This is a genomic window from Rufibacter radiotolerans (assembly GCF_001078055.1).
In the GTDB taxonomy this organism is placed as follows: Bacteria; Bacteroidota; Bacteroidia; order Cytophagales; family Hymenobacteraceae; genus Nibribacter; species Nibribacter radiotolerans.
This window is the reverse complement of the sequence record NZ_CP010777.1, coordinates 1,525,868-1,544,241: the sequence shown is the minus strand read 5'-3', so window position 1 is coordinate 1,544,241 and position 18,374 is coordinate 1,525,868. Positions and strand designations below refer to the sequence as shown.

18 protein-coding genes are annotated in these 18,374 nt (G+C 51.2%); 10 read left to right on the top strand and 8 right to left on the bottom strand.

The window, feature by feature from the left end; genetic code table 11:
• The first annotated feature begins 107 nt into the window (after positions 1–107).
• Positions 108–3,050 carry an FAD-binding and (Fe-S)-binding domain-containing protein gene (locus tag TH63_RS06435; RefSeq protein ID WP_048920228.1) on the top strand — a complete coding sequence of 981 codons (2,943 nt, stop codon included), beginning with the start codon at positions 108–110 and terminating at the stop codon, positions 3,048–3,050.
• Positions 3,051–3,120: 70 nt separating this feature from the next.
• Positions 3,121–3,618 (top strand): SRPBCC family protein, encoded by a 498-nt coding sequence (locus TH63_RS06430; protein WP_048920227.1) that lies wholly within the window; start codon positions 3,121–3,123, stop codon positions 3,616–3,618.
• 243 nt (positions 3,619–3,861) lie between these two features.
• Here the strand turns inward: TH63_RS06430 and TH63_RS06425 are convergent, their stop codons facing one another.
• Positions 3,862–5,703: a glycoside hydrolase family 10 protein gene (locus TH63_RS06425; RefSeq protein ID WP_048920226.1), complete on the bottom strand. Its 1,842-nt coding sequence runs from the start codon at positions 5,701–5,703 to the stop codon at positions 3,862–3,864.
• 238 nt (positions 5,704–5,941) lie between these two features.
• Between TH63_RS06425 and TH63_RS06420 the strand changes: the two genes are divergently transcribed.
• Both TH63_RS06420 and TH63_RS06415 read left to right on the top strand, forming a co-directional pair.
• Complete coding sequence (locus TH63_RS06420) at positions 5,942–6,769, top strand: ion transporter (protein WP_048920225.1); 828 nt, start codon at positions 5,942–5,944, stop codon at positions 6,767–6,769.
• A 75-nt stretch (positions 6,770–6,844) separates the two neighbouring features.
• Complete coding sequence (locus tag TH63_RS06415; RefSeq protein ID WP_048920224.1) at positions 6,845–7,192, top strand: MmcQ/YjbR family DNA-binding protein; 348 nt, start codon at positions 6,845–6,847, stop codon at positions 7,190–7,192.
• Positions 7,193–7,348: 156 nt separating this feature from the next.
• Here TH63_RS06415 and TH63_RS20270 read toward each other — a convergent pair whose 3' ends face one another.
• Complete coding sequence (locus TH63_RS20270) at positions 7,349–7,633, bottom strand: hypothetical protein (protein ID WP_156180437.1); 285 nt, start codon at positions 7,631–7,633, stop codon at positions 7,349–7,351.
• 318 nt (positions 7,634–7,951) lie between these two features.
• Between TH63_RS20270 and TH63_RS06410 the strand changes: the two genes are divergently transcribed.
• The 3 genes from TH63_RS06410 to TH63_RS06400 all read left to right on the top strand — a co-directional run bounded on the left by TH63_RS06410 (position 7,952) and on the right by TH63_RS06400 (position 11,476).
• Entirely contained in the window at positions 7,952–9,037 is a 1,086-nt protein-coding gene (locus TH63_RS06410; protein WP_048920223.1) for a 3-oxoacyl-ACP synthase III family protein, read from the top strand.
• Between the two features lie 56 nt (positions 9,038–9,093).
• Positions 9,094–10,230, top strand: coding sequence for an FAD-dependent monooxygenase (locus tag TH63_RS06405; RefSeq protein ID WP_048920222.1), 1,137 nt, complete (start codon positions 9,094–9,096; stop codon positions 10,228–10,230).
• A 358-nt stretch (positions 10,231–10,588) separates the two neighbouring features.
• On the top strand, positions 10,589–11,476 hold the full coding sequence (locus tag TH63_RS06400; protein WP_076606419.1) for a DUF3822 family protein: 888 nt from the start codon (positions 10,589–10,591) through the stop codon (positions 11,474–11,476).
• A gap of 178 nt (positions 11,477–11,654) precedes the next feature.
• On the opposite strand, the gene TH63_RS06395 is transcribed toward TH63_RS06400, so the two are convergent.
• From TH63_RS06395 to TH63_RS06385, 3 genes are all read right to left on the bottom strand, one after another.
• Positions 11,655–12,287 carry a cytochrome c oxidase subunit 3 gene (locus tag TH63_RS06395; RefSeq protein WP_076606418.1) on the bottom strand — a complete coding sequence of 211 codons (633 nt, stop codon included), beginning with the start codon at positions 12,285–12,287 and terminating at the stop codon, positions 11,655–11,657.
• A 200-nt stretch (positions 12,288–12,487) separates the two neighbouring features.
• Entirely contained in the window at positions 12,488–12,838 is a 351-nt protein-coding gene (locus tag TH63_RS06390) for a hypothetical protein (protein ID WP_048920219.1), read from the bottom strand.
• 3 nt (positions 12,839–12,841) lie between these two features.
• A complete protein-coding gene (locus tag TH63_RS06385; protein ID WP_048920218.1) occupies positions 12,842–13,048 on the bottom strand; it encodes a hypothetical protein in 207 nt (68 codons plus the stop codon).
• Positions 13,049–13,212: 164 nt separating this feature from the next.
• On the opposite strand from TH63_RS06385, the gene TH63_RS06380 reads away from it, so the two are divergent.
• Positions 13,213–13,956: a TapB family protein gene (locus TH63_RS06380; RefSeq protein ID WP_048920217.1), complete on the top strand. Its 744-nt coding sequence runs from the start codon at positions 13,213–13,215 to the stop codon at positions 13,954–13,956.
• Positions 13,957–14,053: 97 nt separating this feature from the next.
• On the opposite strand, the gene TH63_RS06375 is transcribed toward TH63_RS06380, so the two are convergent.
• Positions 14,054–14,470, bottom strand: coding sequence for a hypothetical protein (locus TH63_RS06375; protein WP_048920216.1), 417 nt, complete (start codon positions 14,468–14,470; stop codon positions 14,054–14,056).
• 35 nt (positions 14,471–14,505) lie between these two features.
• Complete coding sequence (locus TH63_RS06370; RefSeq protein WP_048920215.1) at positions 14,506–15,327, bottom strand: alpha/beta fold hydrolase; 822 nt, start codon at positions 15,325–15,327, stop codon at positions 14,506–14,508.
• A 549-nt stretch (positions 15,328–15,876) separates the two neighbouring features.
• On the opposite strand from TH63_RS06370, the gene TH63_RS06365 reads away from it, so the two are divergent.
• Positions 15,877–16,593 carry a 3-ketoacyl-ACP reductase gene (locus TH63_RS06365; RefSeq protein WP_048920214.1) on the top strand — a complete coding sequence of 239 codons (717 nt, stop codon included), beginning with the start codon at positions 15,877–15,879 and terminating at the stop codon, positions 16,591–16,593.
• A gap of 99 nt (positions 16,594–16,692) precedes the next feature.
• On the opposite strand, the gene TH63_RS06360 is transcribed toward TH63_RS06365, so the two are convergent.
• Positions 16,693–17,838 carry a DEAD/DEAH box helicase gene (locus TH63_RS06360; RefSeq protein WP_048920213.1) on the bottom strand — a complete coding sequence of 382 codons (1,146 nt, stop codon included), beginning with the start codon at positions 17,836–17,838 and terminating at the stop codon, positions 16,693–16,695.
• A 141-nt stretch (positions 17,839–17,979) separates the two neighbouring features.
• Between TH63_RS06360 and TH63_RS06355 the strand changes: the two genes are divergently transcribed.
• Positions 17,980–18,336 (top strand): GxxExxY protein, encoded by a 357-nt coding sequence (locus TH63_RS06355; protein WP_048920212.1) that lies wholly within the window; start codon positions 17,980–17,982, stop codon positions 18,334–18,336.
• The last annotated feature ends 38 nt before the right edge of the window (positions 18,337–18,374 follow it).

Here is an 18,374-nt window from a genome sequence, read left to right as displayed (position 1 = left end):
TACTTTCTAAGGCAGCAGAATGCACCGCTTCCGTTTCTTTCTTTCACATTACTTTTATCCAGAAGAAACTGACGCCTGCAAGGCCATCTGTAACTTCCGGTACGCCAATGAACGCAGAGAAACTTCAGTACCTCGCCCAGAAACTGGACGGAGAGTTCTATTTTGACAGCACCATGCGTACGCTTTACGCCACAGATGCATCGGCGTACCGCGAGATGCCGCTGGCAGTGGCTTTCCCGGCCCATGTGCAGGACATTAAAACCCTTATCTCGTTTGCCCGCCTAGAAGGCACCTCCCTTATCCCTAGAACCGCCGGCACTTCTTTGGCAGGCCAGGTGGTGGGCAGCGGCATTGTGGTAGACGTTTCCCGCAACTTCACCAAAATTCTGGAAGTAAACCCTGAGGAAGGATGGGTGCGGGTGCAGCCAGGCGTGATCAGGGATGAACTGAATCTGTTCCTGAAACCCTATGGCCTGTACTTCGGGCCGGAGACGTCTACGGCCAACCGCGCCATGATTGGCGGCATGGTGGGCAACAACTCCTGCGGGTCTAACTCCATTGTGTACGGAAGCGCCCGCGAGCACCTGCTGGCCGTGAAAGCTATTTTAAGTGACGGCTCAGAGGCCGAATTCTCCGCTCTATCCGCTTCTGAGTTTGAGGCCAAGTGCCGGGGCGAGCACACCTCGGGTCCGCTGGAGACGCGGCTGTATCAGGCCACCAAAGCCATGCTGTCGCATGAACGCACGCAGGAAAACATCCGGCGCGAGTTCCCAAAGCCCAGCATCCATCGGCGCAATACGGGTTATGCCATAGACTTGCTTTTGGAGACCGAGCCGTTTACGCCCGGCAAAGAAGAATTTAACTTCTGCAAACTTATAGCAGGGTCTGAGGGTACGCTGGCATTTCTTACGGAGATTACTCTGCATGTGAACCCATTGCCGCCTAAGGAGATTGGGTTGCTGTGTATCCATTGCCAGACGGTAGACGAGTCGTTGCGGGCCAATCTGGTGGCGCTAAGGCATAACCCCACGGCCAGCGAGCTCATGGACCATTACGTGCTGGAGTGTACCAAAACCAACATTGAGCAAAGCCAGAACCGGTTCTTTGTGCAGGGAGACCCCGGCGCCATTTTGGTGGTGGAACTGGCAGACCACAGCCAGGCTGCCATTGAAGAACGCGCCCGCGCCCTGGTGCAAGACCTGGAGAAAAACCAATTGGGTTACCACTACCCTCTGGTGCTGGGCCCCAATACCAAAAAAGTCTGGACCCTCCGCAAGGCGGGACTGGGCCTGCTTTCCAACATCCCCGGTGACGCCAAGCCCGTGGCCGTGATTGAAGACACCGCCGTAGACGTGGAGGACCTGCCCGAGTTCATCAGGGAATTCAACCTGACCCTAGAGCAGTACGACCTCTACTGCGTGCACTACGCCCACGCGGGGTCCGGGGAACTGCACCTTCGCCCTATCATCAACCTGAAGACCCAGGAAGGAAATAAACTTTTCAGGACCATTGCCACGGAGATCGCGCACCTAGTCAAGAAGTATCGTGGCTCATTAAGCGGCGAGCACGGCGACGGGCGCTTGCGCGGGGAGTTTATCCCGTACATGATTGGGGAGGAGAATTACCGCCTGCTGGAGGAAGTGAAACGGGTCTGGGACCCCGGCAACATCTTCAACCCGGGTAAGATTGTGAACACGCCCGCCATGGACACCTTCCTGCGCTACGAGCCCGGCCAGGAAACCCCTGAGTTTGACACGGTCTTCAAATTCAAGGAACAGGGCGGCGTGCTCAGGGCCGCCGAACTCTGCAACGGCTCCGGCGATTGCCGCAAAACCCAGCTCACGGGCGGTACCATGTGCCCCAGCTACATGGTGACCCGTAACGAGAAAGACACCACGCGCGGCCGGGCCAACGTGATGCGCGAGTTTCTGACCCGCTCTCCCAAGGCCAACCGCTTTGACCACCACGAGATTAAGGAGGCCATGGACCTTTGCCTGAGCTGCAAAGGATGTAAGTCTGAGTGCCCCTCTAACGTAGACGTGGCCAAACTAAAAGCCGAATTCCTGCAACAGTACTATGACGCCAACGGGGTACCTTTCCGGACGCGGCTGGTGGGCAACTTCACCAAAGCCAATCAGCTGGCCTCTCTCACTCCCTGGGCCTATAACTTTATTTTCAAGAATACCTTCACGGCCGGGATTGCCAAGAAAGCGATGGGCTTTGCGGCCAAACGGTCCATTCCGTTATTGCACAGCACCACGCTCCGGGCCTGGTATAAAAAGCACCGGCAGGAACTGGCCCAGCAGCAAAAGACCTTCCCCAAAAAAGTGTACCTGTTCTGTGATGAGTTCACCAATTATAATGACACTGATATTGGCATAAAGGCAGTCCTGCTGCTGGAGAGACTGGGCTATGAGGTTTTGATTCCGGAGCATGAGGAAAGCGGCCGCACCTACCTCTCCAAAGGCCTGCTGCGGGAAGCCAAGAAGTTGGCACAGCACAACGTGGCCGCCCTTAAAGACCTGGTTACTGGAGAGGTTCCGTTGGTGGGCATTGAGCCTTCCTGCATTCTCACGTTCCGGGATGAGTACCTGGATCTGGTAGAGGCAGACCAGGAGGAGGACGCGAAATCTCTTTCGGTACACTGCCTTCAGTTTGATGAGTTCATTGCCCGCGAGATCCTGAACAAACGCATTGACAAGAGCCTCTTCAAAGAGGAAAGCCGCCTAGTAAAACTGCATGGCCACTGCCACCAGAAAGCCCTTTCGTCGGTGATCTATACCCAACAAATGCTCACCCTTCCCGCCAATTACAAGGTAGAGGCTATCCCGTCGGGGTGCTGCGGCATGGCCGGGTCTTTTGGCTATGAAGAAGAGCATTATGAGGTCTCTATGCAGGTGGGCGAACTGGTCCTCTTCCCCACCGTACGCCAGCAACCCGCTGAGGTTATCATTGCCGCGCCCGGCACCAGTTGCCGCCACCAGATCCATGACGGAACCGGCCGAAAAGCCCTGCACCCCATTGAGGTCTTGTTTAATGCGCTAAAGTAATTCCTGTTTAGGGCCCGTTTTCCTTAAAACGGGCCCTAAACAGAAACTCTTCTTTTTCTGAATGTAGGCTATGCCCGAAATCCACCTTCAAACCATTATCCAGGCTCCTATAGAGGTATGTTTTGATTTGGCAAGGAGCATAGACCTTCATCAAGTCTCCACGCAGCACACCAAAGAACGGGCAGTGAAAGGAGTAGTAGCAGGACTAATTGATTTAGGGGAAACCGTGACGTGGCAGGCTACCCATTTTGGAATCCGCCAGCAACTTCAAACCTTAATCACAGAAATGGAGCACCCTGTATTCTTCGTGGATGAAATGGTGACCGGGGCCTTCCAGCGCTTTCGGCATGAGCACGCCTTTAAAGCCTTGGGCGAACGAAGCACTTTGATGAAAGATCGTTTTGATTATACTTCCCCTTTCTGGTATCTAGGTAAACTGGCAGATGGGTTGTTTTTGAAAAAGTATATGACCCAGTTGTTGGTTAAAAGGAACCTGGTCATCAAAGAAGTGGCAGAAAGCAGCGAGTGGGAAAAGACACTGAGAATGGAGAAGCGGATAGTGAAATAGACAGGTCTCTGTTTTGGGGCTGTTTTACGTAAAACAGCCCCAAAACAGAATTTATGCATGAAGTAAGAAGCAGCAAAAGCTAACCTATCCATTTTGTCATCCTGACAGGACCTTGTGGCCGAACTAGAAAAGCTTTGTTTAGCCGCTTCTGCCGCTTGCCACTGAGATCCTTCCAGGAGGACAAAGGAAAAATGGCAGGTATTTATGTTTAGGACCTACTTCCTTTAAATAACTGGGTGTTCCTTAATTGAAAACCACTTTCCGCACGGTTCTTTCGTCCCCATATTCTAGCACCAATAAATAGGTACCCGGCTTGAACTTGCCTCTGGGAATTGCCAAGGTGTGTTTACCGGGTTTGTATTTCTCTTTGAATACTCTGGTCTTCTTTTTCCGATCCAGGGTATGAAGCTCGGCCTTGACGCCCGACTTTTTCTTAAGCTCAATAGCGACCAGGAGGTTTTTAGTGCTGGTAGTAAAAGGTCCCGCAGAGGTAATGGATGTAGGTCCGGCCCCAGGAGGGTTCTCTTTCGCTAACTCTTCCACGGTGAGGACTGGCTTCTGGCTATTTTCTGCCAATACCGGCATAGTTCCTCCAAGGATCACTACGTTGCTTAGCGGGCTTTCCTGGTTGCCCGGGCTGAGCTCCGTCACGGCCCAGAAAGAAGTGGGCGACGGCACATCGGAAGCGGCAATGGTTACTTTTTCCTGAGTAGTAAAGGCTCGTACTGCCCCATCTGGCGTTAAAGCACCGGTGGCAGGCATGTTATTGGCCGTGTAAAGTAGATAGCGCTTAAAGGAATGGGTGTTGGCTGGGCTCCGGGTCCAGGAAACCTCGTAATTTCCGGTTTGCTCGTTCAGGGTCACAGTAAGGCCCTGGGGCGCGGAAGGTTCTTTGCCGGTTTTCCAGGCCATGGCCGGGGGGGCCGCCGGAAACCGGAAGGTGGCAGATTTAAACGAGGTGCCGGTATGCAGCGTGTTGTTGGTGATGTTGGAGGCCCTGAATACTACGCTGCCCAAGGCATGCCGCTCGCGGTTGGAGCGGGTAATCTCTATCTGATGAGGCAGTTCTTCTATAGTATAATTCTTCTGCACCATGTGCCCGGCATACAGGTGGCGGTTGGCCTCAAAGGCTTTGTCTGACCACCAATACAGCAGCTTGCGGTAATCCTGCTTGCCGCCAATGGCCCAGTACAACTGCGGGGTAAGGTAATCCACGTATTTCTGCTCCAGCCAATGGAGGGGATCAGCGTAAATGGCGTTGTAGGAATCCATACCGGTAATGCCGGCCGGCTCGCCGTTTTTCCAGATCCCGAAGGGGCTCACCCCAAACCTGGCCTCTGGCCGAACTTCTTGTAAGGCAGTATGAACCAACCGCATGGTCTCGTTCACGTTATAACGGCGCCAGTCTTTCACCTCCGGAAAACCAGTGCCATGGTCCGTAAACGTCTGGGCGTCTTCAGAGGAGATTCCCGTAAAGGTACCTTCTGGGTAGGGATAAAAGTAATCATCAAAATGCACCCCGTCAATGGCGTAGTTCTGCGCCACTTCCCTGATAATGGAGGCAATGTACTGGCGCACCTCGGGCAGGCCCGGGTTCAGTATCTTCTTGCCGTTGGCAAAGGTGAGGAGCCACTCGGGCTTGGTTTTGGAGATGTGCTGGGCATGGTAGGTGCCGGGGGTATTGACCGTATTGACGCGGTACGGGTTAAACCAGGCATGCAGTTCCAGCCCGCGGGCGTGGGCCTCTTCTATAGCCAGGGCCAGTGGGTCAAAGCCGGGGTCTTTGCCCTGGGTGCCGGTCAGAAACCTGGACCAGGGCTCTTTGCTGGACCGGTAAAAGGCGTCGCACTCGGTTCTCACCTGAAAGAATACTGCATTCAGGTTGGCTTCCTTGATCTTGTCCAGCATGTCGCGCAAGGCGGCCTTCTGTTTTTCGGGCGAGGCGCCCTGCACCGGCCAGTCTAAGTTAGCGACGGTGGCTACCCACACTCCCCTGAACTCGCGGTTAGGAAGCTCCTGGGCAGCGGCCGGGAAAATGGAAATCAGAAGGCAGAAAGAAAGCAGAAACAGTAAAAACCTGGGCATAGAACCAAAAGAATAAAATGCCTGGCAGAGAGGCAATTGGCAAAGAAGACAAAGATAGGGATTCGGCTTTCAAAACGTTGCCTCCTTTGGGAAAGTGTTCTGGGGCAGGACCACTTTTACAGGGTTCTCTCTCCTCCGGAAATGGCGAAAGCCTGCGCCTGCTTACTTAGATTTGCATTTTGGAGGCGTTTTCAACAAAACAGGCCAGAAACAGTAAAAGGAGCAGAACCAAAGTTCTATGAGAAGGAATACCCTGAGAAGACAAGTTCATGAAGTGATCTACGGCACCCAAACCAAAGCCGGTAGAAGATTTGATATTGTGCTGCTTTGGGTGATTCTGCTCTCTACCCTGGTGGTGTGCCTGGAAAGCGTCCCTGAGTACAGGAAACACTACCTGGCCTATTTTCAGGGCCTGGAATGGATCTTCACCCTGGCCTTTACCATGGAATACTTCCTCCGGATCTACAGCCATCCCCGGCCGCTTAAATACATCTTCAGCTTTTACGGCATCATAGATTTTTTATCTTTCATGCCTTTTTACCTGGCCATTCTCAGCCCGGGCATAAGGTTCTTTATGACTATAAGGGTGCTGCGCCTGCTGCGGGTGTTCCGTATTCTAAAACTCACCAGTTTTGTCAGCAACGCAGAGGTGATCAAGGCCGCCCTGCTTGCCAGTTTCCAAAAAATAACGGTCTTTATCTTGGCGGTCTGCACGCTTGTGTTGCTGGTGGGCACGTTAATCTATGTGGTGGAGGGCGAAGAGCACGGCTTTACCAGTATTCCGCAGAGTATCTACTGGGCCATTGTCACGGTTACCACCGTGGGCTACGGCGATATTACCCCGCAAACTTCTTTGGGCCAGATGATTTCCTCGGTGGTTATGTTATTGGGCTATGCTATTATTGCGGTGCCCACTGGCATTGTCACGGTGGAACTCTCCAAGATAAAACATCCAGAGGTACCCATTTCGCCGCAGTTGGTTTGCCTGCACTGTGGCCAACCTGTAGAGGTGAAAGCCAATTTTTGCAGCAACTGCGGCCACAGGCTGGGCAGCCAACTCAAGTAGTTTCTGTTTTTGGGGCGTTTTGGCTAAAACAAGGCCAAACAATGATACCTTTGGCATCCTTTTAGCCTTTTATCTATGAACCTGGAAACCCTACGCGCCTTTTGCCTGTCTTTGCCTGCCGTCACAGAAGACGTGAAATGGGAGCATGATCTTTGTTTTTCAATTGGGGGCAAGATGTTCAGCGTGGCCAGCCTGGAACCGCCGTTCACCTTTTCTATGAAAGTGACGCCCGAGGAGTTTGAGGAGCTTGTCGCGTTGCCCGGCATTGTGCCCGCCCCTTACGTGGCCCGATACCATTGGGTATTGCTGCAGGAAGGCCACCCAATTTCCCAGCCTGATTTGGAGAAATACCTCAGGCAGTCTTATGAATTGGTCAAGGCCAAATTATCCAAAAAAGACCTGAAGGCCGCCGGACTTTTGTAGCTGATCTACCCCATCACCGGAATTATCTGGCGGGTGAACCGGTTACTGAAGAACCGGCAAAAAGCCGGAAGAAAAAAAATAAAGCGGGCACCAACCATGCCTGTCGAAAGGCAGTAGAAACTTTAGAGAATTAGCCTTCATAGCCTGGCAATTCCCCTAGTTCCTTGCTTGTATAAGGATAAGTAGCGGCCAGAGGCTGATTTGTTTTGGGCCTGTTTTTTGAAAATCACGCCTAAAACCCGAACTTAGCAAAAGGCGACCATGGGTGGCTACTGAAAGTATTTCTTTTTGGAAATGAAAAAGATAAACTGGAAAAACGTTGTAAAGAGGTTTGGGCTGGCAGGGTTCCTGTTCTTTTTGATCAAGGGCCTGGTTTGGATCTTTATTTTTGTGGGCGGCGCCAAACTGCTGTTTGACTAAAAAGCCTCCCTTCTTCTGCAAGGAATTTTACAGCAGTTGATGTGCCCTGCTGTAGAGAATCTTATTTCCCTTGTATTCCCAAAACTTCTCTGATCTTCCCCTTACCAGTCCCGGAATAGGTGTATTAAATAGTTTTTAAGGCCTTTCCTGCTGTTTTCCTTTCGGCTTCCCTTTTATTTTTAGATTTTGTTCTGCACCTTACCGCTCCGGACGCAGGAAAGGCTGCCCTTAAAAAAGGCCTGCCTGAAAGGCTCTAAAATAACAAGCCTTTCTTTTTGCCCCAGGGTTTACTCCCTACCGGTTCCCTGCTCCCTTTACCAATAATCTATCACACCCTTTATGGCACCCCTTACCCATTCCACTGTAATTACCGGCTCCGGGAGATGCGTTCCCAGCCAGGTAGTTCCAAATGAGGCCTTTCTGGACCACGTCTTTTTTGATGCCGCCGGCAAACAGATGGACAGCCCCAATGAAACCATCATCCGTAAGTTCCAGCAGATTACCGGTATCCAGGAAAGAAGGTACGCCCAGGAAGAAATGGTAGCCTCAGATCTGGGATTTGTAGCGGCCCAGGAGGCCATCCTAAACGCCGATATTGACCCGGAAACCCTGGATTATATTATTGTGGCCCACAACTTTGGGGATGTGAAAGCCAACTCGCGCCGCGTAGACATGATGCCGCCCCTGGCCTCTAGAATCAAACATAAACTAAGGATCGCTAACCCGTATACCGTGGCCTATGATCTGCCTTTCGGGTGTCCGGGCTGGCTCCAGGGCGTAATTCAGGCGCATTATTACCTGCAGTCTGGTGATGCTAAAAGAATTCTGGTCATTGGGTCAGAGACGCTCTCCCGGGTGACAGATGCCCATGACCGCGACAGCATGATCTACTCAGACGGCGCGGGCGCGGTGGTGCTGGAGGCCCGCACGGGAGAGGCAAAAAACGGGATTCTGCAGCACCTGACCGTGTCAGATACCCTTACCCAGACCTTCTGGCTTAACTCTTCTCCTTCCTACAATCCAGACGTGCCGCAAGACGACCTCTACATCAAAATGGACGGCCGCAAGATCTATGAGTACGCCCTGAAAACCGTTCCGCAGTTAATCAAAGACTGCCTGGACAAAGCCCATATTCCGCTCTCCTCGGTTAAAAAGGTACTTCTTCACCAGGCCAACGAGAAGATGGATGAGGCCATGCTGGAGCGTCTCTTTAAACTCTACGGAGAAACAAACATCCCCCAGGATATTATGCCCATGACCATAAATACCTTGGGGAATAATTCCGTGGCTACCTTGCCTATCCTCTATGACTTAATTGCCAGGGGCGAAATGGAAGGACAAAAATTCAAGCATAAAGACACCATCATCTTTGCCTCTGTTGGCGCTGGCATGAACGCCAATGCGGTGGTGTATAGAATTCCCTAACCAAAAGGAAACTTGGTTTCTTTTTTACCTATGGGCATTTAACAAGTAAATCAGTCATGAAGATAGGCATTATAGGGGGTGGTATTGCTGGCCTCTGCACCGCCCTGGCGCTGCAGAAGTTAGGGTTGCAACCTGAAATCTTTGATGCCGCTCCCCGGTTTGAGCCCGTAGGTGCGGGCCTGGCCCTGGCCGCCAATGCCATCAAAGGCTTTCAGCGGCTGGGCATAGACCAGGAAGTGATAGCCGAGGGCAACTGCCTGGATGGCTTCCATATCTTTGATGCCCAGGGCCACCTCATAAACCGCACCGATAGCCGGGCCATGAGTGAGAAATATGGGCTGGACAATTTCGTGATCCATAGGGCCAACCTGCACCAGGTGTTACTGCGCCATATCCCGGCCACGGCCCTGCACCCCCATAAAAAAGCCACCCGCGCTGACCTTTACGCTACCGGGGCCACTATCCATTTTCAGGACGGTGACCACCGCACCTTTGACCACGTGCTGGTGGCAGATGGCATCAATTCCAGCATCAGGCAACAACTGGTAACGAAGTCAAAACCCAGGTATGCCGGCTACACTTGCTGGCGGGCCATTATGGACAACCCGGGCTTGGAAAGCATTTACGCCTCAGAAACCTGGGGAAAAGCCGGCCGCGTAGGCTGGACGCCTTTAAAGAATAACAAGATCTATTGGTTTGCCTGCATTAATGCGCCCCAGAACAGTCCTCAGATGAAAGCTATGCGGGTAGAAGACCTGGAACGCCATTTTAGCCACTACCACGCCCCTATTCCAACCCTGTTCCATCACACCAAGCCGGAGCAGCTGCTTTGGCATGACCTGTATGACCTGGCCCCGCTAGACCATTTCGCGTTTCCCAATCTGCTTTTGCTAGGAGATGCCGGCCACGCCACCACGCCCAACATGGGCCAGGGTGCCTGCCAGGCCGTGGAAGACGCCGCCGTCTTCGCCGATGAATTAGGAAAGGACTTTGATTTCAATCTGGCCGCTAAACGCTTTGAAACCCGGCGGCAGCCGCGTACCCAATGGATAACCCGCCAATCCAGGTTTCTGGGAGAAGTGGCGCAGGCCGAGAACCCGCTTTTCATAAAGGCCCGTAATTTCGCGCTTCGGCATTTGCCCGCCTGGGTCAATGAAAAGCAGCTGGAGAAAGTCTATCGAGTAGATTTTTAACCCTTTATGGTCTGGGGTGACGTTCTTGTTTTAAGCCCATTTTCTGAAAAACAGGCTTAAAACAGCTTGTGAAATATGTTGGTCTCTTTCCAAATGTTAGAAGTAACCTTTGCGCTTAACCAGGCTTTATCGCAATAACCAGTGGTATTGTATTACAGGTCCTAATGGCGGTGGTAACCGAAGACCAAATAGCAGCACTGTTTTTTCTGATTATTATGGACTTTCGGCTAACCTTCTGGCTTCCAAATCCTAACGGCTAACCCTGCTGGCAGTTTTCTGCGCTATCTGCGGGGCCTGCATGGGGAGTAGGTATAATTTCAGTAATATTGCAGTGAATCTCTCATTAGACTCCCTACCCTTGACAACGTCCGTGCCGGCTTTCAGACAGACGCAACGCGTTTTAGACGATGCTTTTGAACCCAGCCACAGTGCCAGCGCCCATTTGTATATCAGTTTCGGTGCCCACCGCATCAGGTTAGGGGTATTAGATGCGCAACGCAATAAATTTGTGGCGCTGGAAGACTATGAATCTGAGAAACCCGCCTCGGTGGAGGGAGCCATTGCCGCTTTACAGCGCCTGAGCCAAAGCCACCCACTGTTGCAGGAACGCAAATGGCAGCAGATTCGGGTAGGCATCAAAAACCAGCAGTTCACCCTTATCCCCGAAGCGCTTTTTGTAGTAGGGGCCCGCGAGGAATACCTGCGGTTAAATGCGGTGGTAGAGCCAGAGCAGGAGATGGTTTTCCACCATGAGCACCCGCGCCTGGAACTGGTGAACGTTTTCACAGTACCTACGCAGCTGCACGCCTGGCTCACCTCTTATTTCCCAGACAGCCCCATTGAGTTCATGCACCAGACCTCGGGGTTGATGGAGGGCTTCCTGCACATGTCTGAGCGCAAGGCCAGTCCGCAGCTCTCTATTTATGTAGACAACAACTACGTAACGCTGGTGGTGCTGCAAAACCTGAGGCTGGAGTTCTGCAACTCGTTCTACTTCTCCAGTTCAGAGGATTTCATCTACTATGTGCTGTTTGTGCTTCAGGAGAAAAAAATGAACCCAGACCTGGACCAGGTAGTGGTGTGGGGCGAGCTGCTCCTGAATTCAGAACTCCATGAAGTGCTCCGGAAATACATCAGGAACGTGCAGTTTGGCAAAAAACCCACCGGCGTGGGCTACAGCTACCGCTTTGACACCCTTTTCAATCACCGTAACTTTGACCTCTACAGTCTTCACTTTTGCGATTGAGAGATTGAGTGATTGAGAGAATGTTTGGATAATTTACTTCTCAACCATTTATCACAACCGGCACACTACATTCCCCTACTAACCGTTTGGCGGTGTTTTCCCAAAAAGGCCTTTAAACGCAAAACCATTCTTATCACCTCCCCATTCATTCATTCAATCACTCAATCACTCATTAATCCTAGAGCGCAAAGAGGAAGATAAAGTAAAGGATGACCCATATGCCGTCCAAAAAATGCCAGTAACTGCGCAGCATCTGCAGTTGCATTAAACGGTAAGGGTCACGGTTGAAGATAAGCGTTCTAATGGGGTCTGCGGCAGCCTTGTTTACTTTAATAAAGAGGTAAGAAGAGAACGCCAGCCCACCGGCAATGTGCAACAGATGCAGCGCAGGCAATAGGTAAAGGAAACTGCCCACCGCCTTGTCTGAAAAGAAAATCCCCGATTCAGCCATTTCATACCAACCCGCTACCTGGGCCAGGGTAAAAGCAAACCCCAGCACCAGAGACCAAAGCAAATCCCGCCGCAGGGCAGGTAAATTGTCCTGGGCGTAATGGCTGGGAGAGTGCTGCATGAAAAATCCGCTTAGCAACAGCAGAACCGTACTTACAGAAAAGAGCCTGGGTAAGGTAAAGGTAGTTCCTGTTTCATCTGCGCCCGCTTTGGCTAAAAACATGAGGGTTAAGATAAAGAAGAGAATACCCATGCCCGCCATGCTCACATACAGGAGCATTTTAAGCGGAGGTAATTTCTCCATTCGCTCAAACCCAGATGACTTGCCCGTCCCTATTTTATTTTGATTCTCTGACTTCATGACCTCCTCCTTCTCCTGCTATTTATACCCCGCCAGCTTCTTTCTGGGGCCAGATGGCTCTGGCTATCACCTTAATGAAAACGGAAGGGAACTCTGTTTTTTATAATAGATGCCTTACAGGTACCAAACGTTGTATGAGGCATTCATTATATCAGACGCGGCTAGTGTTTTTCTCCTGGCCTCTCCTTCTTATGCCGCCCCTAGCTTTTCTTGAACCAGGAGCCCACTTTCCCCAGAACGGCGTTGGCCGAAATCTTAGGAGAGGAAGAAACCCCAAACTGGATATACGTTTTATTGTTCACCCTAATGTCTACCACCAGGCCTAGGTTTAAGATCACCTGGTTCAGTTCTTTGGATTTCTCCAGGCTCTGCACCAGGCCCCCGCTACTTTTACCCGAAGAGGCCGGCAGCAAGTTCTCCAATACCCGCTCCAGGGCCAGATGGTCCTGGAAATTAATGATCACGTAATTTTCCTCTGCTACCACCAAAACGTGGTCTTCTTGCACCGTTAAGACCAGCTGCGCCGAAAGGTCAAATGGAAAAGTACCCATGGCTTAGGCGTTATCCTGTCCTTTTGACTTCGCTTTCAGGGTCAGTTTCCCGTTCAGGCGCCAGTTTCCGGGTTGCCCGTTGGGGCCGGGGCCCTGCACAGACATGTCCTGGAAATCAAGGGTGACGTCTGTCTCCTCGGCCTTCAGCTTTTCTAGTACAACCTGCGCCAGCTCAGAAAGTTTAGTTATTATCTGAGTAGAATTTTCCATCGTCTTTATTTTTTAAGTACACTACTATCATACCTTTTAGGTACGGCCGAAAAGGCTACCCGTTATCTTTCCGGGTGAAAATCTAAAAAGTACAATATATCTATTCAAGTGGCTTTTACGTATAACAGCCATCTTCCTTGCCATCTAGGGCCAGGAAACATTCTATGAAAAACTCCTACTATTCAGGCGTGCGCCTTGCCTGGTTTTTTCTTTTGTTCCTCTCCCCTATGGCGTCATGGGCGCAGGATTGCCTGCAGCCTTTGGGCCTTACCAAGGGAACCGAATTTGTGTACCAGGTAACGGAACGGGGCCGCAACAAAGGTACGCTCAGTAACAAGGTAACCCAACAGGCAAAAAGGGAAGACGGCGCCTACGTGACCACCTTCAAAAGTACCCGCCTGGGCAAAACCAGCCGCTCTCAGTCTGCAGAAGAATTTAAGATAAGGTGCACCAATGACACCCTGTACCTGGATGCCATGCTCCTGCTGCGGGAACAGGCCTTAAAAGCGTTTGACGGCAAAGATTTTGACTACACGCCCGTAGACATTGCCTATCCGCAGCAGATGAAAGTGGGCCAGAAACTGCCCAACGGCGGACTTGGTGTGCAGGTGCGCTCTGCCAACACTAGCATCACCAAAATGTCTATGGTGGCCCAGAACAGAAAAGTGGTGGGCCAGGAAACGATCAAAACCCCGGCCGGCACCTTTGACTGCTTTAAGATTACCTATGAATATGCGGTGGTGATGGACGCCATGGGCATGGCCCTGAAGGACGTGTATAACGTGGAGGAGTATTTTTCCTTTGAGCACGGCCTCATCAAATGCCAGTTCACTACCCGCGCAGGCAAAAAAGCCAAAGGCCTGGAGCTAATCTCTAAAAGGAATAACACCCAATCTGTTAAGAATTAAGTAACAGACAAAAAGCTGTTTTAAGCCTGTTTTCTGAAAACAGGCTTAAAACAGCTTTTTACCTTAGCGCCTTTTCAGGCTGCCCTCTGGAAATGCGTTACACTAAATGCAGGAGGAGCCACTCTTCGGCCTGGGCCTGTTTTTCAAAGGCCCTGAGGTGTAAGTCTTCCTCTTTTAACAACTGGCTGAACTTCTCATATGACCGCTGCCCAAAGATGCCCGGCGATAACACGTGGGCCACATTGCGCAGACCCAGTCCATGGGCTGCGGGGGCCCATTTATATGCCAGGTAGGTCACGGCGTCATCCCAGGGCCCAATCAACTCGCGGTTGCTGTTCAAAAGGCCGGGGCAACTTTTCTCCTTAAGCATGGAAAGCACCAGGTTATAGCCCATCACCATGGTTTCCAAAGATTGTATGCCTACCCAGTTCACAAAGACATAGGCGTTGTCTGTCATCCTCACGGATTCAAAATACACATCGCCGTTGGCCTTTTTTAACTCCTTTTTCTCCATGTTCACATTTGCGGGCCTTACTTGAGCCCGCTTGCCTATACTTCTGCCGTTTGCACGGCAGGAACCCCTTCTAGAAAATCTTTGATAGCAGCAATGGTCTCTGCCGGCGCACTTAGGTTGGGGCAGTGACCTGTGGCGTTCAATACCATCAGGGTACTGTTGGGTAACTGTTGGTGCACGTATTGGCCCACCGCTTCTGGGGCGATCACGTCTTCTGAGCACTGCAGAATCAGGGCCTCGGTTTTAAGCTTTTTAAGGTCTTCGCGGTTGTCTGAGAGAAAGGTGATCCGGGCAAAGTCTTTGGCCACCGCTATGTTGCTGCGGCAAAAGCTGTGGGCCAGTTCCTGCCCCAGTTCGGGCCGGGCAGGGTTACCCATGATCACAGGCGCCATAACGGTAGACCAAGCCAGGTAGTCACTGTCCAGGGTAGCCAGCAACCCATCTATGCTTTCCTGCGTGAACCCGCCCTGGTACTCACCTTCATTGATATACCTGGGCGAAGGACCAATCAAAACCAACTTTTGGAACACATCAGGCGCCTTAATAGCAGCCAGCACGCCAATCATGGCACTTACTGAGTGGCCCACAAAAATGACGTTTTTCAACTGGAGTTCCGCACAGATCTCCAGCATGTCATCGGCGTAAGCCTGCAAAGAAGAATACCGCTGCGCGGAATAGCCCGAGGCATCTGCCCGCCCAAAGCCCACGTGGTCAAAGAGCACGATCTTGTAGTCTTGCTCAAAGGCCGGGGTAATGAAGCGCCACATATTTTGATCACAGCCGTAACCGTGGGCAAAGAGCATTGGGGTCTCGCCTTTCCCTTTAATAGTGACGTTATTTCTTTTTAGCACATTCATTTGCCGAGCACAGTAAGGTGAGGTTTAGCCACGGGAGCAACCTGTTGCCCTGAAGCAATATACGAACCTGCCTTTCCAATCATCGTATTAAACGGCTTTTTTTCAGGGTTTACCCAATCTGCCCACCCACTGTATTATAGAAGCTGTTAGAGAAAGCACAAGAAATGACCCCTTTTCTGCCCTTGTTAGCGTTCTCATCAATCATCTAAAAGCAATGACCTCTTGCCTTGCAGGGAAGACTACGCAGTAAGGGAAAGAGGTCATTGCTTTTCCTTTACTAGACAGCTTCCTACTTTGAAAACTTGTTTTGGGCCTGTTTTTGGGAAAACAGGCCCAAAACTCATGTTGCATAAGCCCTCCCTTTTTCAAAAGTCCTATGTAGGACTATAATGAATGGCAAAACAGTTCATAGGCTGGACCCTAGTTTTGAGGTAGGAAAATTTTGATTTTTAACCTTATGAGAAACAGAACCGTTTCCAATAGGGTACCGCCCTTGAATTGGGGATCAAAGGTGCTGCTTTTAACTTTGATCAGAATTTAAGAAAAACTATGGAATCTTTAAAGGGGAAAACGGCCCTGGTTACAGGAGCCGGCAAAGGAATAGGAAAGGCCGTGGCCATTGCCTTGGCGCATGAGGGGGTGAATGTGGGGCTGCTGGCCCGAACCAAAAGCGATCTGGAGAAAGTGGCCGCTGAAATTGAAAAATTAGGCGTGGAGACCTCCATTGTGACGGCAGACGTGACCAATATGCAGAGCGTGAACGAGGCCGTGGAGCATGTGCAGCAGGAACTGGGCTTTATTGATATCCTTATTAACAACGCCGGCACCGCCACCTTCGGGAAGTTTCTGGAACTGGAGCCGGAGCAATGGGAGCAAATCATTAAAGTAAACCTGATGGGCCCTTACTACGTGACCCGGGCGGTATTACCGGCCATGATCGCTAAAAGTACCGGCGACATTGTGAACATTTCCTCTACCGCCGGGCAACGCGGGGCCGCCGTCACCAGCGCCTACAGTGCCTCCAAATTCGGGCTGATTGGCTTGACGGAGTCTCTCATGCAGGAAGTCCGGAAAAACAACATCAGGGTCACCTCCCTCACACCCAGCACCGTGGCTACCGAACTGGCCGTGGAACTGAAACTCACCGACGGGAACCCCCAGAAAGTAATGCAACCCGAGGACTTCGCGGAGTTCCTGGTCTGCCAACTCAAACTTAATCGCCGGGTTTTCATCAAAGACGCCGGCATCTGGTCTACCAACCCGTAAGACCAACTAAAGTGGTGACGCAAAAAAGCGTTTTGGGGCTGTTTTTCAGAAAACAGCCCCAAAACGCTTTTTGTGTTTCTAGTAAAATTCTACCCTGGCTTAAAACCCTTTCAGGTCAATCTCTTTGGTTTCCTGGGTAGTGATAGTGCGTTTAGTTTGTTTCTGGATAATCTTGAAGTGGTGCGCGTCTTCGGGAGTAACAATCGTGATGGCCTCTCCAGTGGCCTCTGCCCTGCCCGTGCGGCCAATGCGGTGCACGTAGTCCTTGGAGGACCGGGGAAGGTCATAGTTGATCACATGGGGGAGTTCCGGTACGTCAATCCCGCGGGCGGCCAGATCGGTGGCTACCAACACCTGCACTTTCCCCTTTTTGAACAGGGCCAGGGCCTCGGTTCGGGCGCCCTGGCTTTTGCCGCTGTGCAGGGCCACGGCCTTTATGCCATTGGTAGCCAGTTTGGTCACCAGGTGGTCGGCGCGTTTGGTAGCCGAGACAAAGACCAATACCTGTTTCATTTGGTGATGCTTGATCAGGTACCTAAGGAAAGGCCCTTTGCGCTCGGTGTCCACCAGATAGGCAATTTCTGTGATCAGGTTGGAAACCGTGCTTTCCTCTTCCTTGATCTCAATGATCACCGGTTCCCGCAACAAGGTCTCCTGAATGGCATTCACCTTGTTATCCAGCGTCGCCGAAAACAGCAGGTTCTGACGCTTCTTGGGCAACAATGCCAGGATCTGGCGCATCTCTTCCTCAAAGCCCAGGTTCAGCATTTTATCGGCCTCGTCCAGCACCAGCGTCTCTACTTCAGATAGGTGCACCGCCTTTTGCTCCACCAAGTCCAGCAGTCGGCCGGGGGTGGCTACCAGGATATCGGTGCCCTGTAGTTTCATCATTTGCGGGTTAATAGACACGCCCCCAAACACTGATAACGTTTTGATGCTGATTGGCATATGGGCGCTGAATCCCAGAAATACTTCACCCACCTGCAGGGCTAGTTCGCGGGTAGGTACCAGCACCAAGGTCTTCACATACCGGTTCCGGAAGGCCCGGTTGGTCTGCATCCTGTCCAGGATAGGCAAGGCATACGCCGCCGTTTTCCCCGAGCCCGTCTGCGCAATGCCCAACACGTCTCTGCCCTTCAACACCTCCGGGATTACCCCTTCTTGCACCGGGGTAGGCGTTGGGAATTTCTGAGCGGCAACGGCCTTTACTAAGGCAGGCGATAAACCAAGTTGGGCAAAAGACATAGTAGACAAAGCTGATGGGAATTATAAGAAAGGCAAAGATAAAGCAGGATTTTCAGGATTAAGGTTTATTTTCTGGATAAGGTTATTGGTATGAATTAACCTCAGTCCCGTATAAGTGCCTTCATTGGAAAATGTTGATATATGGAATTAGACCAATTGACTTATCAGATAATAGGATGTGCTATGCGCGTCCATAATGAGTTGGGAGCGGGATTTCAGGAAATTATCTACCAACGAAGTTTAGCTATTGAGCTGGAGAAAGAAGGTTTACCATTTGAGCGAGAGAAAGAACAAACCATATTCTATAAAGGGTCACCTGTTGGCACCAGACGTGCTGATTTTGTTGTGGATAGTAAAATTATAGTTGAACTTAAGGCATTAAGCACAATAGATGACTTGCATCTGGTGCAAGCCAAAAACTATTTAACGGCCTATGCTGTCCCGGTAGGTTTATTAATCAACTTTGGCGGCCTAAGTCTCCAATACAAGAAAATCTAACCCAACAAGAAGAAGGACTTTTAACTGGGTTTCCTGAA

What these genes read in the sequence shown, in the direction of transcription:
- TH63_RS06375 (WP_048920216.1), bottom strand. Translation starts at nt 14,470, where the DNA reads ATGGAGAAAAAGGAGTTAAAAAAGGCCAACGGCGATGTGTATTTTGAA.
- TH63_RS06360 (WP_048920213.1), bottom strand. Translation starts at nt 17,838, where the DNA reads ATGTCTTTTGCCCAACTTGGTTTATCGCCTGCCTTAGTAAAGGCCGTT.
- TH63_RS06435 (WP_048920228.1), top strand. Translation starts at nt 108, where the DNA reads ATGAACGCAGAGAAACTTCAGTACCTCGCCCAGAAACTGGACGGAGAG.
- TH63_RS06365 (WP_048920214.1), top strand. Translation starts at nt 15,877, where the DNA reads ATGGAATCTTTAAAGGGGAAAACGGCCCTGGTTACAGGAGCCGGCAAA.
- TH63_RS06385 (WP_048920218.1), bottom strand. Translation starts at nt 13,048, where the DNA reads ATGGAAAATTCTACTCAGATAATAACTAAACTTTCTGAGCTGGCGCAG.
- TH63_RS06415 (WP_048920224.1), top strand. Translation starts at nt 6,845, where the DNA reads ATGAACCTGGAAACCCTACGCGCCTTTTGCCTGTCTTTGCCTGCCGTC.
- TH63_RS06410 (WP_048920223.1), top strand. Translation starts at nt 7,952, where the DNA reads ATGGCACCCCTTACCCATTCCACTGTAATTACCGGCTCCGGGAGATGC.
- TH63_RS06405 (WP_048920222.1), top strand. Translation starts at nt 9,094, where the DNA reads ATGAAGATAGGCATTATAGGGGGTGGTATTGCTGGCCTCTGCACCGCC.
- TH63_RS06380 (WP_048920217.1), top strand. Translation starts at nt 13,213, where the DNA reads ATGAAAAACTCCTACTATTCAGGCGTGCGCCTTGCCTGGTTTTTTCTT.
- TH63_RS06430 (WP_048920227.1), top strand. Translation starts at nt 3,121, where the DNA reads ATGCCCGAAATCCACCTTCAAACCATTATCCAGGCTCCTATAGAGGTA.
- TH63_RS06425 (WP_048920226.1), bottom strand. Translation starts at nt 5,703, where the DNA reads ATGCCCAGGTTTTTACTGTTTCTGCTTTCTTTCTGCCTTCTGATTTCC.
- TH63_RS06355 (WP_048920212.1), top strand. Translation starts at nt 17,980, where the DNA reads ATGGAATTAGACCAATTGACTTATCAGATAATAGGATGTGCTATGCGC.
- TH63_RS06395 (WP_076606418.1), bottom strand. Translation starts at nt 12,287, where the DNA reads ATGAAGTCAGAGAATCAAAATAAAATAGGGACGGGCAAGTCATCTGGG.
- TH63_RS06370 (WP_048920215.1), bottom strand. Translation starts at nt 15,327, where the DNA reads ATGAATGTGCTAAAAAGAAATAACGTCACTATTAAAGGGAAAGGCGAG.
- TH63_RS06390 (WP_048920219.1), bottom strand. Translation starts at nt 12,838, where the DNA reads ATGGGTACTTTTCCATTTGACCTTTCGGCGCAGCTGGTCTTAACGGTG.
- TH63_RS06420 (WP_048920225.1), top strand. Translation starts at nt 5,942, where the DNA reads ATGAGAAGGAATACCCTGAGAAGACAAGTTCATGAAGTGATCTACGGC.